Annotated in this window: 13 protein-coding genes and 2 pseudogenes; 14 read left to right on the top strand and 1 reads right to left on the bottom strand. The window is 38.6% G+C overall.

All coding sequences use genetic code 11. The features are described from left to right. The first annotated feature begins 4 nt into the window (after positions 1–4). The 8 genes and pseudogenes from ptb (at position 5) to IGJ41_RS07270 (ending at position 7,871) form a co-directional block, all read left to right on the top strand. Entirely contained in the window at positions 5–826 is an 822-nt protein-coding gene (ptb, locus tag IGJ41_RS07305) for a branched-chain phosphotransacylase (protein ID WP_002364006.1), read from the top strand. An 18-nt stretch (positions 827–844) separates the two neighbouring features. After that, positions 845–1,927: a butyrate kinase gene (buk, locus tag IGJ41_RS07300; RefSeq protein WP_153853761.1), complete on the top strand. Its 1,083-nt coding sequence runs from the start codon at positions 845–847 to the stop codon at positions 1,925–1,927. Positions 1,928–1,932: 5 nt separating this feature from the next. Next, positions 1,933–3,342 carry a dihydrolipoyl dehydrogenase gene (lpdA, locus tag IGJ41_RS07295; RefSeq protein ID WP_438714164.1) on the top strand — a complete coding sequence of 470 codons (1,410 nt, stop codon included), beginning with the start codon at positions 1,933–1,935 and terminating at the stop codon, positions 3,340–3,342. Positions 3,343–3,352: 10 nt separating this feature from the next. Then, positions 3,353–4,345 carry a thiamine pyrophosphate-dependent dehydrogenase E1 component subunit alpha gene (locus IGJ41_RS07290; protein WP_002381871.1) on the top strand — a complete coding sequence of 331 codons (993 nt, stop codon included), beginning with the start codon at positions 3,353–3,355 and terminating at the stop codon, positions 4,343–4,345. Between the two features lie 21 nt (positions 4,346–4,366). Further along, positions 4,367–5,353: an alpha-ketoacid dehydrogenase subunit beta gene (locus IGJ41_RS07285; protein ID WP_002357475.1), complete on the top strand. Its 987-nt coding sequence runs from the start codon at positions 4,367–4,369 to the stop codon at positions 5,351–5,353. Positions 5,354–5,376: 23 nt separating this feature from the next. Then, positions 5,377–5,547 (top strand): annotated as a pseudogene (locus IGJ41_RS07280) (biotin/lipoyl-containing protein); the annotation flags it as partial. A gap of 195 nt (positions 5,548–5,742) precedes the next feature. Next, positions 5,743–6,675: pseudogene (locus tag IGJ41_RS07275) on the top strand (dihydrolipoamide acetyltransferase family protein); the annotation flags it as partial. 143 nt (positions 6,676–6,818) lie between these two features. Further along, positions 6,819–7,871, top strand: coding sequence for a PTS sugar transporter subunit IIC (locus tag IGJ41_RS07270; RefSeq protein ID WP_002384478.1), 1,053 nt, complete (start codon positions 6,819–6,821; stop codon positions 7,869–7,871). Between the two features lie 8 nt (positions 7,872–7,879). Here the strand turns inward: IGJ41_RS07270 and IGJ41_RS07265 are convergent, their stop codons facing one another. Continuing rightward, positions 7,880–8,770, bottom strand: a complete 891-nt coding sequence (locus IGJ41_RS07265) for a LysR family transcriptional regulator (protein ID WP_002357478.1) — start codon at positions 8,768–8,770, stop codon at positions 7,880–7,882. A gap of 176 nt (positions 8,771–8,946) precedes the next feature. On the opposite strand from IGJ41_RS07265, the gene IGJ41_RS07260 reads away from it, so the two are divergent. The 6 genes from IGJ41_RS07260 (at position 8,947) to topA (ending at position 15,715) form a co-directional block, all read left to right on the top strand. Further along, positions 8,947–9,888, top strand: a complete 942-nt coding sequence (locus IGJ41_RS07260) for a 2-dehydropantoate 2-reductase (protein ID WP_002357479.1) — start codon at positions 8,947–8,949, stop codon at positions 9,886–9,888. A gap of 275 nt (positions 9,889–10,163) precedes the next feature. Next, the gene (gene ylqF / locus IGJ41_RS07255; protein WP_002357480.1) at positions 10,164–11,015 is read left to right on the top strand and encodes a ribosome biogenesis GTPase YlqF; all 852 of its coding nucleotides are present in this window, start codon (positions 10,164–10,166) and stop codon (positions 11,013–11,015) included. Position 11,016: 1 nt separating this feature from the next. Then, positions 11,017–11,784, top strand: coding sequence for a ribonuclease HII (locus IGJ41_RS07250; RefSeq protein ID WP_002408462.1), 768 nt, complete (start codon positions 11,017–11,019; stop codon positions 11,782–11,784). Between the two features lie 60 nt (positions 11,785–11,844). Continuing rightward, positions 11,845–12,708, top strand: coding sequence for a DNA-processing protein DprA (gene dprA / locus IGJ41_RS07245; protein WP_002393384.1), 864 nt, complete (start codon positions 11,845–11,847; stop codon positions 12,706–12,708). 90 nt (positions 12,709–12,798) lie between these two features. Next, positions 12,799–13,452, top strand: coding sequence for a CPBP family intramembrane glutamic endopeptidase (locus IGJ41_RS07240; RefSeq protein WP_153853762.1), 654 nt, complete (start codon positions 12,799–12,801; stop codon positions 13,450–13,452). 184 nt (positions 13,453–13,636) lie between these two features. Then, complete coding sequence (gene topA / locus IGJ41_RS07235) at positions 13,637–15,715, top strand: type I DNA topoisomerase (RefSeq protein WP_002357484.1); 2,079 nt, start codon at positions 13,637–13,639, stop codon at positions 15,713–15,715. Positions 15,716–15,736: the final 21 nt, after the last annotated feature.

Genomic DNA, 15,736 nt, shown 5'->3' with positions numbered 1-15,736 from the left:
GAAAATGATCACTGTTTCAATTGCAGGAGGTTCACAACCAGAGATTTTACAGCTAGTTAAAAAAGCACTAAAAGAAGCCGAGCAACCGTTGCAGTTTATTGTATTTGATACAAATGAAAATCTTGATACTGAAAATCTCTGGAAATATGTTCATTGCTCAGATGAGGCCGCGGTAGCACAGGAAGCTGTCAGTTTAGTTGCAACCGGTCAAGCACAAATTTTATTGAAAGGAATTATTCAGACCCACACATTACTAAAAGAAATGTTGAAAAGTGAGCATCAATTAAAAAATAAACCGATTCTTTCCCATGTAGCAATGGTGGAGCTGCCTGCGGGAAAAACCTTCTTGTTAACCGATTGTGCGATGAATATCGCCCCCACTCAAGCGACCCTCATTGAAATTGTTGAAAATGCTAAAGAAGTCGCCCAAAAATTGGGACTGCACCACCCGAAAATTGCTTTGTTAAGCGCAGCGGAAAATTTCAATCCTAAAATGCCTTCGTCTGTTTTAGCAAAAGAAGTCACGGCACATTTTAATAATCAACAAGAGGCTACGGTTTTTGGTCCACTTTCGCTTGATTTAGCGACCTCTGAAGAAGCGGTTGCGCATAAACGTTACAGCGGTCCTATCATGGGGGATGCAGATATTTTAGTGGTTCCAACTATTGATGTTGGAAATTGTTTATACAAATCATTAACCTTGTTTGGGCACGCCAAGGTGGGAGGAACGATTGTTGGCACAAAAGTCCCAGTCGTTTTAACATCTAGAAGCGATTCGACAGAAAGCAAATTCCATTCATTAAGATTTGCCATGAGACAAGTTTAAAAAAAGGAGCAGAAAACAATGGAAACAGTATTGGTTATTAATCCTGGCTCGACCTCCACTAAGTTAGCGCTTTTTGCTAATCATGATTGCTTGGCGGAAGAAACGCTTAGACATAGCGTCCAAGAATTGGCACCTTTTGAAAATGTTGTCAGTCAAACACCATTTCGAAAACAAATGATCGAGGAATTTTTAGAAACACATAACATCACACAATTAGCCGCTGTCGTAGGGCGTGGTGGTTTGCTTAAGCCTATTCCTGGCGGTACGTATCTTGTCGATCAACAAATGCTAGAAGACTTGCGGACAGAACGCTTTAATACCCATGCTTCAAATTTAGGGGCGATTTTAGCTAATGAGTTTGCAGAAAAATATCACGTACCAGCCTTTATTGTCGATCCTGTTGTTGTAGATGAGCTACAGCCATTAGCCAGGATTTCTGGATTAAAAGGCATTCAGCGGCGTAGCGTTGGTCACGCCTTAAATCAAAAAGCGGTCGCTCGAAAAATCGCTGAGGATTTAGGAAAAACATATGAGCAAAGCAATTTTATCGTTGTTCATTTAGGTGGGGGCATTAGCTTGGGGGCGCATCAAAAAGGCCGCATGGTGGATGTGGTAAATGGGCTTGATGGTGAAGGTCCTTATACGCCTGAACGCAGTGGCGCCTTACCGCTCGTTGAATTTGCGCAATGGATACTTGAACAGGAGTTGACGATTAGCCAAGTGAAAAAGCTAATTGCGGGTAATAGCGGTCTTAAATCATACCTAGGTGAAACAGATTTACGGCATATCCAAGCACAAATAGCTGCAGGTGATCAAACAGCAAATTACTATTTAAAAGGAATGTGTTACCAAATCGCAAAAAGTATTGGCGAGATGGCCGTGGTTCTTGAAGGCACAATTGATGCAATTATTTTAACAGGGGGCGCAGCCTATTCGCAAACCGTTGTTCAAGAAATTAGTCAAAAAGTCACTTGGATTGCACCAATTAAGGTTTACCCAGGTGAAATGGAGATGGCTGCTTTATATGAAGGCGTCAATCGAGTATTAACAGGGGAAGAACAAGCTTTAAATTATAGTGAAGCAAAAATTGAGCAGGAGTGATCAAAATGGCGGAACAAACAGATTTACTGATTTTAGGTGGCGGAACAGGAGGCTATGTAGCAGCAATTCGAGCCGCACAAAAAGGGCTAAACGTCACAATTGTTGAAAAATACAAATTAGGTGGCACTTGTTTGCACAAAGGCTGTATCCCTACAAAAGCTTTATTAAGAAGCGCAGAGGTTTTTGATACCTTAAAACAAGCGGCTTCTTTTGGGATTGAAACAGAGGCAGCGTCCATTGATTTTTCTAAAATACAACAACGAAAAAAAGGAATTATTGAGCAGTTACACAAAGGTGTTGAAGGCTTATGCAAGAAAAATAAAATCAAAATTTTAGCAGGCGAAGGTGCGATTTTAGGTCCCTCTATTTTTTCACCAGTCTCTGGCGCAGTGGCAGTTACGTTTAATGATCCAACATGGGAAGAAGAAATTATCGTTCCTAAAAATGTCATTATTGCGACAGGCTCTAGTCCTAAAACGTTACCTAATTTGCCACTGGATGAAGAATTTATCTTATCTTCTGATGGGATGCTTGAATTAGAAGAATTACCAGAATCAATTGCAATTATTGGTGGTGGCGTTATTGGTGTCGAGTGGGCTTCTTTATTAAATAGTTTAGGTGTCAACGTAACTATCATTGAATTTTTGGATCGTTTACTTATAAATGAGAGTGCAACAATTTCTAAAGAATTAAAGAAACGTTTAGAGCAACGAGGAATCAACATTTTATTAGGTAGCAAAGTCCAAGAAGCGAAAGTTACTGGACAAAAGGTTCAAGTAGAAGTTGCAGGACAAGAAACCCTCACCGTTGACAAAGTCATGGTAGCAATTGGGCGTCAGCCCAATATCAATAAGTTAGGGTTACAGAATACCTCAGTGAAATATACTGACAAAGGCATTGAAGTAAATGAATTTTATCAAACCACAGAAGGACATATTTATGCGATTGGCGATTGTATCGATACACTTCAACTAGCGCATGTGGCTATGAAAGAAGGAGAGCTAGCTGTTCAGCATCTTTTAGGCGAGACAGTTGAACCTTTAAATTATACAAACGTGCCTCGAGGTGTTTATACAAATCCTGAAATAGCAAGTGTCGGCTATACTAGAGAAACTTTACCAGCAGATAAAGAAGTAGTGATTGGCACCTTTAATTTTAATGGTAATGGTAAATCCCTTGTTTATGGAGAAACAGATGGCTTTATAGAAGTAATTCGTGATAAGAATACCGATGATTTATTAGGGGTTTCTATGATTGGCCCACATGTCACGGATTTAATTGCCGAAGCAAGTACTGCCATGTATTTAGATGCCGCGCCCATTGAAATTGGCGAAGCAATCCATGCGCATCCAACAATGACAGAAGTATTGCAAGAAGCAGCCTTAGATACTTATGGCTTAGCGATTCACAAATAGAGAAAGGTTGATGAAAATGAAAGCGCTTAAAAAATCAGGTTTATCAAAAGAAGAATTGATTCAGGCATATCGTGAAGTACTAAGAGGACGTCGTTTAGACGAACGGTTGTGGCAATTAACAAGGATTGGTAAGACCTCTTTCAATATTTCTGGTCAAGGGGCAGAAGTTGCACAAGTAGCGATGGCGATGGCTTTTGATCCTCAAAAAGATTATTTTTTACCGTATTATCGTGATATGACCGCGTGCTTGGTTTGGGGCATGACCTCCAAAGATATTTTAATGGGTTGTTTTGGAAAAGAAGCGGATCCTTCTTCCCATGGTCGTCAAATGCCGAATCATTATGGTTCAAAAGAGCATAATATTGTTTCCTTCTCTTCAACAGTAAGTACACAAATGCCATTAGCGACAGGTGTTGGTTATGCAGCGCAACTTCAAAAAGCTGATTTTGTTGCATTGACCACCACTGGGGAAGGCTCTGCCAATCAAGGAGAAGTCCAAGAAGCTATGAACTTTGCAGGCGTAAAAAAATTACCAGTCATTTTTGTTGTTGAAAATAATGAATATGCGATTTCTGTCCCAATTGAAGAACAGTATGCCAATAAACGAATGGCCGATCGCGCGAAAGCTTATGGCTTTGAAGGTGTAACCGTTGATGGTAGTGATTTTACTGAAGTCTATCTAGCATTTAAAGAAGCAGTAAAAGCGGCTCGCGGGAAAAAAGGACCAAAATTGATTGAATTAATGGTTTCTCGCTTGACTTCTCATTCCGCTGACGATGATCAATCTGTTTATCGTTCAAAAGAAGAAATTGAAGAAATGAAAAAGAACGATGCAGTGAAGCTTTTTGAAAAACAATTATTAGAAGAGGGCTATTTAACAGACGAAGACATTGCCAAAATTGATGAAGAAATTCGTGCAGAAATCAATCAAGCAACGGATGAAGCAGAAGCAATGCCAGATCCTGTACCGACATCAATTTTAGAAGAAGTGTATGCAAAATAAGAGAAGAGGAGAAGAAATATAATGGCTGAGATGACTTATTTAGAAGCAATTAACTTAGGAATTTCTGAAGAAATGGCTCGTGATGAAAAAGTAGTTATTTTTGGGGAAGATGTCGGCGGGGACAAAGGCGGCGTGTTCGGTGTAACAAAGGGCTTGGCTGCTAAATACGGTGACGAGCGTTGTTTTAATACACCGTTAACAGAAGGTTTAATTGGTGGTTTAGCTGTCGGCTTAGGTTTAATGGGCTATCGCGCAATTGGTGAATTTCAATTTGCGGATTACATTTTGCCTGCAACCAATCAATTGTTATCAGAGGCTCGGACAATGCGCTATAGAACAAAAGGCGATTGGACTGCGCCAATCGTTTATCGGACACCTTATGGCGGCGGTGTTCGTGGTGGGCTGTATCATTCTCAGTCTACAGAAAAAGTTTTTTGTGGACAACCAGGATTAAGAGTGGTGACCCCCTCTAATCCTTATGATGCAAAAGGGATGATTAAAGCAGCGATTCGTTCCGATGATCCAGTCATTTTTTACGAACATAAGCGTTTATATCGTTTACTAAAAGATGAAGTGCCTGCAGATGATTATATCGTACCAATTGACAAAGCGAATGTCGTTAGAACGGGTAGTGATTTAACCGTGATTAGTTATGGCATGACCTTGCAATTAGCTTTAGCTGCGGCGGAAAAACTAGCCGCTGAAGGAATTGATGCCGAAATCGTCGATGTTCGCTCATTATATCCTTTAGATCGCGAAACATTAGTAGCTGCAGCTAAGAAAACAGGGAAGGTCTTACTCGTAACAGAAGACAATAAAGAAGGCAGCGTGATGAGTGAAATTGCGGCAATGATTTCAGAAGATGCTCTCTTTGATTTAGATGCACCGATCCAAAGACTTGCAGGACCTGATTGTCCAAGCATGCCTTATGCATTACCTTTAGAAAGAGAATTTTTAATCAATGAAGAGCAAGTATTAGCAGCAATGAAGGAATTAGCAGAATTTTAATTGAAGCAAGGAGGAAAAAATATATGGCTACAAAAGAAATCAAAATGCCTCATCTAGGCGAAAGTGTCACAGAGGCAGCCATTGTCCAATGGTTAGTTAAACCAGGAGAGTCAGTGAAACGCTATGATCCCTTAATGGAAGTCGTTTCTGATAAAGTCACCACGGAAGTCCCATCAGATTTTGATGGTGTAGTAAAAGAATTTCTGATTTCTCTAGATACAGATGTGCCCATCGGAACAGCGGTGATGACGTTAGAGACAGAAGAAACAACCGAAAAAACAGAAGAAGCTACTTTAGCACCAGTGAAAGAAGCAAGTGCGGAACAAGCGCAAGAACATGAAACGGCTGAAACAACAAGCACTGCGACGTCCCATCAAAAAAATAATGGTCGTTATTCCCCAGCAGTCCTTAAAATTGCCCAAGAAAAAAAGATTGATTTAACACAAGTTACAGGGACAGGTCGTGATGGTCGAATTACTAGAAAAGATGTTACAAACTTTACACCAACACAGGCAAGAACACCTGAGAAAACAGTGAGTCCAGGAACTAGCCCTTCAATTCCAGAGGAGCCAGTTGCTTCGCAAAATGAAAGCGCCGCAATAGCTAGTCCAACTGAAACAACCACAGATAAAATTGTCTCTGCAGATCCTGTACGTAAAGCAATTGCTAAAAAAATGGTCCAAAGTGTCAACGAAATCCCTCACGCTTGGTTAATGGTGGAAGCGGATGTGACCAACTTAGTCCAACTTAGAAATTCATTAAAAGATGAATTTAAACAACAAGAAGGCCTGTCTCTAAGCTTCTTCCCATTTTTTGCCAAAGCAGTCATTCAAGCGTTAAAGAAAAATCCAAAAATCAATACATCTTGGGATGATGGCTCAATTATTTATCATAAAGATGTTAATTTATCCATAGCTGTAACGACAGACGAGCATCTTTATGTGCCAGTGATTCAACAAGCGGATAACTATTCGATTGCAGGGCTAGCTAAAGAAATCAATCGCTTGGCACAAGAAGTCCGACAAGGAACGCTAGCAAGCAAGGAAATGCAAGGAGGGACCTTTACTCTTAATAATACTGGAACACTAGGTTCAGTCCAATCGATGGGAATTATTAACCATCCACAAGCTGCGATATTACAAGTAGAGTCAATTAATAAACGCCTTGTGCCAACCGCAGATGGAGGCTTTAAGGTGGCAGATATGGTTAATTTATGTCTTTCTATTGATCATCGAATTTTAGATGGACAACAAGCAGGTAAGTTCTTGCGAGATGTTAAAGATAATTTAGCGAAATATAATGCGGATACGGATGTATATTAAAAATCGTTCCTTGCTTTAGTTAAATAAAAAGCGCCTCAAAGAAATAAGCGCTCTTCTTTGAGGCCGCTCTTTATCTAACAGAAAGTTCAATCATTCTCAAACTTGTTTAAAAAAAACAAAAATAATCAATAGGAGTGTTGAAAATGCCCACTGATAAACTGGATGCTCAATTAACCCCAAGAATATTTTTTAACAAAGTGTTAGCTGGAACAGCTTCCGGCACCATTATCGCCTTAATTCCCAATGCTGTATTAGGAGCCATTTTAAAATATTTTGCAGAATACAAAATTATCGAAATGATTATTCATGCGGCGCAAATTTTCCAACTAGCCACCCCTTTAATTATCGGTGGACTGATTGCTTTTCAATTTGGCTTAACGCCACAGAAAATGATGATTGCTGGCGGTGCAGCGTTTGCTGGCTCTGGCGTGATTAAATTTAATTCAGAAGTGAAAGGCTTTATTGGTGCAGGCACTGGTGACATCATTAATATTATGATTACCGCTTCTGTTGCAGTGTTACTTTTATTAGTCATCGATAAAAAATTCGGTTCAGTGGAAATCATTGCTTTACCGATCGTTGTTGGAGTAGGTGCAGGTTTGTTTGGCATGTTGATTTACCCATATGTGACACAGATCACGGTCGCCATTGGTAAAGTGATTAACAATTTTACTGATTTCCAGCCAATTATCATGAGTATTTTAATTGCTTGTTCATTTGCTGCACTGATTATTTCGCCAATCACTACTGTGGCAATTGGTTTGGCGATTCAGTTGAATGGCTTGTCTGCAGGTGCTGCTGCAATGGGAATTGCAGCCACAACTGTTGTTCTTGTGATTAATTCTTGGAATGTCAACCAATCAGGAGTGACACTGGCTGTCTCTTTGGGCGGCATGAAAATGATGATGCCTAACTTATTTAAATACCCAATTATTTTAATTCCTTGTTTATTTACAGCGACTATTTCAGCAATTCCTGTGGTTCTATTCAACATTTCAGGAACCCCACAATCGGCTGGATTTGGCTTGGTTGGACTCGTGGGACCACTTGCTTCATTGGATGCGGGCTTAGGGATCTTACCCTTACTCTTTTCTTGGTTTGTTGTTCCAATTGTCGCGGGTTTATTCTCAAAATTCTTATTTGAAAAAGTGTTGAAACTTTATGATAGTAAAGTCGTCTTTGCTTATCAAGGCTAGATTATCCATTAATTTTCTTTAATGATTTGGATAAAATCTCTAACATCTTCTGTCATACTAAAATCGCGGCGCAAAGCAATGCCGATGGGGAAATAGTCAAACTTATCTTTTAAAGGAATCCATTTCAGTCCCTGACTTTTCCCCACTTCATAATATTCAATCGGCAGCAAACAAATCGAATTGTTTTTTTGTAAACTATAAAGAAGTACTTGTAAATCATCGTTATGCAAAATGATATTCGGCTCATAACCGAAGCTCCGAGTCCGATCTAATAGTAGGCGACCAATCATAAAATTATCACTTAACGATGAAAATCGTTGATCTTTCAAATCTTTAAAAGTTAATTTTTCATATTGGGAGAGAGGATTTGATTCTGGTACCACGACATAAACATGGTAGCCCTTGGTAGTCGTTTCTAAAGGTTCAATATGAATAATTTCAGGTAAGGTATTTGGGAAAGAAATTAGTCCCATATCAATTTCTTTATTTGCTAACATCGTTTGTAATTTTGGCGAGCCATCTTGCTGTAATATTAAATTCACATGTGGATGGGTTGTTAAAAATCGTGAAATTTCTTTCATAAATTGTACAGCAAATAAAGTAGTTAAGCCTAAACGTAATTGCTTTTTGACTGGTTTCTGGTTCATTTCACGAATATCTGTTACCAATTGATCGAATTGAAAAACAACTTCTTGGCCATGTTCATATAAATAAACACCAGTATCGGTTAATTGAAACGGTTGATCAGAATGATCAAACAACGCTGTGCCTAACTCAGATTCCATTTTTTTCAATGCTAAAGAAAGTGTTGGTTGGGTGACAAATAAATTGCGAGCGGCCGCCGATAAACTGCGGGTATTAACAATTTCAATGAAGTACTTTAAAAGCTGAATATTCATCAGAAACTCCCTTTCTTTTTAAAAGCGCTTACATAAATGCGCTTGGATAAAAAATAACAAATAGATCACTTATAATATAACATATATTTTGCCTTTTTATTGCTATAAAAGTAAGAGATAGAGATTTTCTTAGCGGATTTTTACCTAAAAATAAAAAATTGAACGGAGGAAAAGAAATGAAGATTATTATCGCAGGTGCTGGCGCTATGGGCAGTCGCTTTGGACTAATGTTACATCAAGCAGGAAATGATGTTATTTTTGTCGATGGTTGGCCAGAACATATTGAAGCAATAAGAAAAAACGGGTTAGTTGCTGATTTTAATGGCGAAGTGGTGACCGCTAAAATTCCTATCTATCCTCAGACAGAAGTAGCAAGCATCGATTTTACAGCAGACTTAGTTATTCTATTTACAAAAGCAATGCAACTGGAAGGAATGCTTGAAGCATTAGAACATTTCCTTAATAAAAATACGAAAGTTTTATGCTTGTTAAATGGAATTGGGCACGAAGATATTATCAAAAAATACGTGCCATACGAAAATATTTTATTAGGAAACACAATGTGGACCGCTGGGTTAGAAGGACCGGGCAAAGTAAAATTATTTGGCAATGGTTCGATTGATTTACAAAATTTAGGAGCGCAAAGTGAACAAGCAGCAGAAGCAGTCATTAAGGTATTAAATAACGCTGGCTTAAATGCTCGTTATTCTGAGAATATTTTATCATCCATTTATAAGAAGGCCTGTGTGAATGGAACAATGAATGGTTTATGTACTTTGTTGGATTGCAATATGGCAGACTTTGGCGAAACAGAGCAAGCAGATCAAATTGTTCAACAAATAGTTAATGAATTTTTAGCAGTCGCTGAAGTGGAACAAGTTACGTTAGATAAACAAGCAGTGCTTCAACAAATCCGCTCGTGTTATAATCGAGAAACAATTGGTTTGCACCATCCATCGATGTATCAGGACTTAATAACCAATCATCGTTTAACCGAAATTGATTATATCAATGGAGCAATTGTTCGCAAAGGGAAAGCCTATGGGATTGCTACACCGTACTGTCAGTTTTTAACAGAGTTAATTCATTGTAAAGAAAATTTACTTCATGCTAAATAACAAGTAAAAACAGAAATATTCTTGAGTCGGTCTTGAGAAGAGCTTGACCTACTTCTTTCTATACTTTGCCAGTGTACAAGGCTGAGACAAAATCCAAAGTGAGTTTGTCTCAGCTTTTTTGTTTTTTAAAGAACACTACAGAAAATAAATCAAATCCGTGAAAAATATGTTAAACTAGAGAAGGTGTTTTTTCGCAAGAATCTACGCGGAACACAGGACTCGTTGAAGAATTGAATCAAAGAAACAATGTGTTAAAGAAGGGATTTGAACAGATTATGACCATTCAATGGTTTCCCGGCCATATGGCCAAAGCAAGAAGAGAAGTTTCTGAAAAAATCAAATATGTCGATATTGTATTTGAACTAGTTGATGCGCGGTTACCGCTTTCTTCCCGTAACCCAATGATGGACCAAATTGTCCAACAAAAACCACGATTAGTCCTTTTAAATAAAGGGGACTTAGCAGATAACGACCAAAATAAAAAATGGCAACATTACTTTCAAAAGAAAGGATACCAAACCCTAGTCATCAATGCCCAACAAAATAAAGGAATCAATAAAATTGTGCCAGCAGCCAAGGAAGCGTTAAAAGAAAAATTGGCTCGTGAACAGGCGAAAGGCTTGAAACCGCGTGCGATTCGCGCCATGTGTATTGGGATCCCCAATGTTGGTAAGTCAACCTTAATGAATCGTTTAGTCGGAAAAAAAATTGCGCAAACTGGGAACAAGCCAGGTGTGACAAAAGGACAACAATGGTTACGCTCTGGTTCCCAATTGGAATTACTGGATACACCAGGAATTCTTTGGCCAAAATTTGAAGATGAAGAAATTGGGAAAAAATTAGCTTTAACTGGCGCTATAAAAGATCAATTATTGCATTTAGATGATTTGGCGATTTATGGATTAGAATTTTTTGCACGTTTTTATCCGCAACGTTTGACGGAACGATATGGTTTAACAGAGGAAGAGCTATTTTTACCTGCTCCAGAACAGTTGATGTTAATTAGCCAAAAACGTGGTTTTAGAGATGATTATAATCGAGCCAGCGAAATGATTATTTTAGAAATTCGCAGTGGAAAATTAGGTACGTATACTTTGGACCGCTGGGAAGAACTAGGAGACGAATAACATGGCAAAAGAGTCGATTCAGGCAATCAAAGAAGCGTTGTTAACTGTCACTGATGCAACCGATGAACGATTAGCAAGCTGGCGAGAAGATGAACGTTCAGGAGTGCAACAAGCGATCAAACAATGGGAACGTCGCCAGTTAGCCAAAGAACAAGAGTGGCAACTTTTTAAAGAAATGAGTCAATTTGAGGAAGCGGCCTATAAAAAAGGCCATCGTTTAATTGCGGGAATTGATGAAGTAGGCCGCGGACCATTAGCTGGTCCTGTTGTGACAGCTGCAGTTATTTTACCGAAGGATTGTCAATTATTAGGCTTAAATGATTCAAAAAAGCTATCTGCTAAAAAACGGGAAACGTTATATAACCAGATTCAAGAACAGGCTGTCGCTATCGGGTTAGGTATCGCTGATCAAGGAGTCATTGATCAGATTAATATTTATCAAGCAACTAAACAAGCGATGAAAATGGCAATTGACGATTTAGCTTTTACACCAGATTATTTATTAATTGATGCAATGCAGTTAGACGTTCCCCAACCACAAGAAAGTTTGATTAAAGGGGATGCACGGTCCATTTCAATTGCAGCAGCCAGTATTATTGCAAAAGTAACAAGAGATCGATTAATGGAAGAATATGATGAATTATATCCTGGATACGGATTTAAAAACAATGCAGGCTATGGAACAAAAGAACATCTTCTCGGGTTAGAAAAATACGGTGTAACACCCATTCATCGACGTACGTTTGCGCCAATAAAAGATATGATTTAAAAATAAAACACTTTTTTTACGTATTCTTATTTTAAGAAGATGTGAAAGAGGTGTTTTTTGTTGGAAATTTTACAACGACAATTATTATTCAAATTAGCGGTATGCCAAGGAATTGGCAATTTAGGTATCTTAAAAGTGTTACAAGAAGCTATCGCACAAAAGCGTGTTGATTTTTCCAGTACAGAAATTATTAGAATTGCTGAAATCAAGAAATATCGTGAATTATTTGAACAATCTTGGTTACACCATACGATTCATAGTGAAGCGTTATATATACGACAATGCCAACACCAATTTATGACAATTTTAGATGCCGTCTATCCTAAATTATTACGAGAAATTTATAATCCACCAGCAATTCTTTTTTATAGAGGAAATTTACAATTGTTAAGCAGAAGGAAAATTGGCATCGTCGGCGCTCGCTATGCCACTTCGTATGGGTTAAGAGTGACTGAAGCTCTGGTTCCTAAAATAGTCAAAGAAGGGTTCACAATCGTCAGCGGTCTTGCCAAAGGTATCGATAGTCGTAGCCATGAGATGGCCATCCAGAGCGGGGGTCAGACAATTGGAATTTTAGGCACTGGATTAGATGTATATTATCCGTATGAAAAGAAAGAATTACAGCAAACTATGAAGCAGAATCAGCTAGTTTTAACAGAATATGTGAATGGAAGTGGGCCGAAAAAATATCATTTTCCTGCACGTAATCGCATTATTGCTGGATTATCTTTAGGGGTCTGCGTGATGGAAGCTCGTAAGAATAGTGGCTCTTTAATTACTGCACAAGCGGCGATGGATTACGGGCGCGAGGTATTTGCCGTACCGGGAAGTATTTTCCAGTCTTTTTCAACAGGCTGCCATGAATTAATTCAGGACGGCGCTAAATGTGTTCAGACAATTGATGATATTTGTGAAGAATTGTGACTTTTACTAATTGTGAATTGACAACCTACGTTCACTTCGGTACTATTTAATCAGATTTTAATCTTTTGGTTGTTAGTTAGGAGTATCTAAATGGAAACGGTTGTTAGAAAAAGATGGTTGTTTGGTATGCAGCTACTGGGCTTTTTGATTTTGGATCAAATTCCTTTGATGATGGTCTCAGTTGTTCAAGTTTCTACAGAAAACTTTTGGTTTCGCTTTGTTAGTGGATTAGTGGCTGTTGGACTTGGTGCCTATTTCGTCTATCTATTTGTTGTTTTTTTGAAAAAGAAAAAGCTCATAACTTGGACTTTTTTAGGAATCAAAGAAACCTTGCCAGTGGTCTTGTTAGGTTTGGTGATAATCTTTTGTGTGGGAATACTTGGTGATTTCTTATTACGTCTGGAAGGACTAGAGACGACCTCTAACCAACAAAGTGTTGAAGAAATTGTTCAAGCCATTCCTAAAGGGCTTATACTTATTTTTGCAGGTGTGATTGGACCAATTTTTGAAGAGGGAATTTTTCGTGTCGGGATTCAAGCGTTTTTCAAGCCAGCTTCAAAAATAGGAATACTCGTTTCTTCTATTTTATTTGCACTTGTACACACACCCACAGATATAGGTAGTTTTGTTATTTATTGGGGCATGGGTTTAGCTTTAAGTTGGGTCTATCTACGCACGGGTCGCTTTGAAGCTGCTGTCTTGACTCATTTTATTTGGAATGTTTTGGGTATTTTAATGCTTTAGGATAAAATCTATAAATCATAGGCATTTTTTATTTATAAATTCGGACAGTCAAACAGAAATGACAGAAATGTTAGAAAGCCTAGTCTTGACAAACCTATTCTATATAGCATATGATGTATTACGATTTGTGCGTTTTTTACATATATTATATAGTAGGAAAGCGAACGCGAAAGGAGCTAATTGAATGGCCTATAAGTATCTCGTGATTGTAGAATCACCTGCCAAAGCCAAAACAATTGAAAAATATCTAGGAAGAAACTACAAGGTGGTTGCCAGTGTTGGTCACATTCGCGATTTACCAAAAAGTAAAATGGGGATTGATATTGAAAATAATTATGAACCTCATTATATTTCGATTCGCGGAAAAGGCGATGTCATCAAAAGTTTAAAAGCTGCTGCAAAAAAAGCGGAAAAAGTCTATCTCGCAGCCGATCCGGACCGAGAAGGTGAAGCAATTGCTTGGCATTTAGCTTATCTTCTTGGCCTTGATTTAAAAGATAAAAACCGCGTGGTATTCAACGAGATCACTAAAGAAGCGGTAAAAGCGGCATTTAAAGAACCTAGAACCATCAACGTTGATTTAGTTGATGCACAACAAGCACGGCGCATTTTAGACCGTTTAGTTGGATACTCGATTAGTCCTATTTTATGGCGTAAAGTCAAAAAAGGTTTGAGTGCTGGTCGTGTGCAATCTGTTGCTTTAAAAATGATTATTGATCGAGAAAATGAAATTCGAGAATTTAAACCTGAAGAATATTGGAGCATTGATGGGAATTTCCAAAAAGGTCGCAAGAAATTCAAAGCAAATTTCTGGGGCGTAGATGGTAAAAAGAAAAAATTACCAAATGCAGAAGCGGTGAAAGAAATCACTTCTCGGATTGACGGTAAAGATTACGATGTTACAAAAGTTGAGAAAAAAGAACGGAAACGTAATCCTGCATTACCTTTTACAACCAGTAGTTTACAACAAGAAGCGGCACGTAAATTAAATTTCCGTACCCGTAAAACCATGATGGTTGCGCAACAATTGTATGAGGGAATTGCTTTAGGGAAACAAGGCACTGTGGGGCTGATTACCTACATGCGTACAGACTCAACCAGAATTGCTGATTCCGCCAAAGCAGAAGCTGCTGAATTCATTGAAAAGACCTACGGAGATGAGTTCTCAGCACATGGCGGCCGCAAAGCAAAAAATACGCAAGGTGCACAAGATGCCCATGAAGCGGTTCGTCCGTCAAGCGTTTTAAGAACACCCGATGAAATGAAGAAGTATTTAGATAAAGATCAATTAAAATTATATACTCTTATTTGGTCGCGCTTTGTTGCTAGTCAAATGACACCAGCGATTTTAGATACCATGAAGGTCACGCTTCAACAAAACGGCGTAACGTTTATTGCCAATGGCTCCAAAGTGAAATTTAAAGGGTTTATGCAAGTATATGTTGAAGGACGCGATGATGGTAAAGAAGACAAGGAAAATATTTTACCTGAATTAGTGGAAGGTGACGTTGTTAAATCGGTCGATATCGAACCGAAACAACACTTTACTCAACCACCGGCTCGTTTTAGTGAAGCCACGTTAATCCGGACTTTAGAAGAAAATGGTGTGGGCCGACCATCAACATATGCGCCAACATTAGAAACCATTCAACGGCGTTATTACGTGAAGCTAACGAATAAACGGTTTGAACCAACGGAATTAGGTGAAATTGTGAATTCCCTAGTTTCAGAGTTTTTCCCACAAATTGTCGATACACATTTTACAGCGACAATGGAAACGGACCTAGATAAAGTCGGTGAAGGCCAAGAAAAATGGGTTGAAGTTGTCGATCGCTTCTACAAGCCCTTCGAAAAAGAATTAACAAATGCCGAAGAAAAGATTGAAAAAATCCAAATTAAAGATGAACCAGCAGGTTTTGACTGCGAACTATGTGGACATCCAATGGTGATTAAACTGGGTCGCTACGGGAAATTTTATGCATGTAGTAATTTCCCAGATTGTCGGAATACAAAAGCGATTGTCAAAGAAATTGGCGTGACGTGTCCTGTGTGTCACGAAGGGCAAGTTATCGAACGCAAATCAAAGAAAAATCGGATTTTCTATGGCTGTAGTCGGTACCCAGAGTGTGACTTCACTTCTTGGGACAAACCAGTAGGCCGACCATGTCCAAAATGTGGGCAATATTTAGTAGAGAAAAAAGTTAAAGGCGGCAAACAAGTCGTTTGTATCAATGGCGATTATGAAGAAAACGTCCAAAAATAAGAAAAATTGAGACCGAAGAAT

It is taken from the genome of Enterococcus sp. DIV1537a, from assembly GCF_051712085.1.
GTDB classification, from domain to species: Bacteria; Bacillota; Bacilli; order Lactobacillales; family Enterococcaceae; genus Enterococcus; species Enterococcus faecalis.
This window is presented reverse-complemented; position numbering and strand designations above follow the sequence as displayed.

Coding starts and splice junctions, on each gene's coding strand:
- ptb (WP_002364006.1), top strand. CDS start 5: ATGATCACTGTTTCAATTGCAGGAGGTTCACAACCAGAGATTTTACAG.
- buk (WP_153853761.1), top strand. CDS start 845: ATGGAAACAGTATTGGTTATTAATCCTGGCTCGACCTCCACTAAGTTA.
- lpdA (WP_438714164.1), top strand. CDS start 1,933: ATGGCGGAACAAACAGATTTACTGATTTTAGGTGGCGGAACAGGAGGC.
- IGJ41_RS07290 (WP_002381871.1), top strand. CDS start 3,353: ATGAAAATGAAAGCGCTTAAAAAATCAGGTTTATCAAAAGAAGAATTG.
- IGJ41_RS07285 (WP_002357475.1), top strand. CDS start 4,367: ATGGCTGAGATGACTTATTTAGAAGCAATTAACTTAGGAATTTCTGAA.
- IGJ41_RS07270 (WP_002384478.1), top strand. CDS start 6,819: ATGCCCACTGATAAACTGGATGCTCAATTAACCCCAAGAATATTTTTT.
- IGJ41_RS07265 (WP_002357478.1), bottom strand. CDS start 8,770: ATGAATATTCAGCTTTTAAAGTACTTCATTGAAATTGTTAATACCCGC.
- IGJ41_RS07260 (WP_002357479.1), top strand. CDS start 8,947: ATGAAGATTATTATCGCAGGTGCTGGCGCTATGGGCAGTCGCTTTGGA.
- ylqF (WP_002357480.1), top strand. CDS start 10,164: ATGACCATTCAATGGTTTCCCGGCCATATGGCCAAAGCAAGAAGAGAA.
- IGJ41_RS07250 (WP_002408462.1), top strand. CDS start 11,017: ATGGCAAAAGAGTCGATTCAGGCAATCAAAGAAGCGTTGTTAACTGTC.
- IGJ41_RS07240 (WP_153853762.1), top strand. CDS start 12,799: ATGGAAACGGTTGTTAGAAAAAGATGGTTGTTTGGTATGCAGCTACTG.
- topA (WP_002357484.1), top strand. CDS start 13,637: ATGGCCTATAAGTATCTCGTGATTGTAGAATCACCTGCCAAAGCCAAA.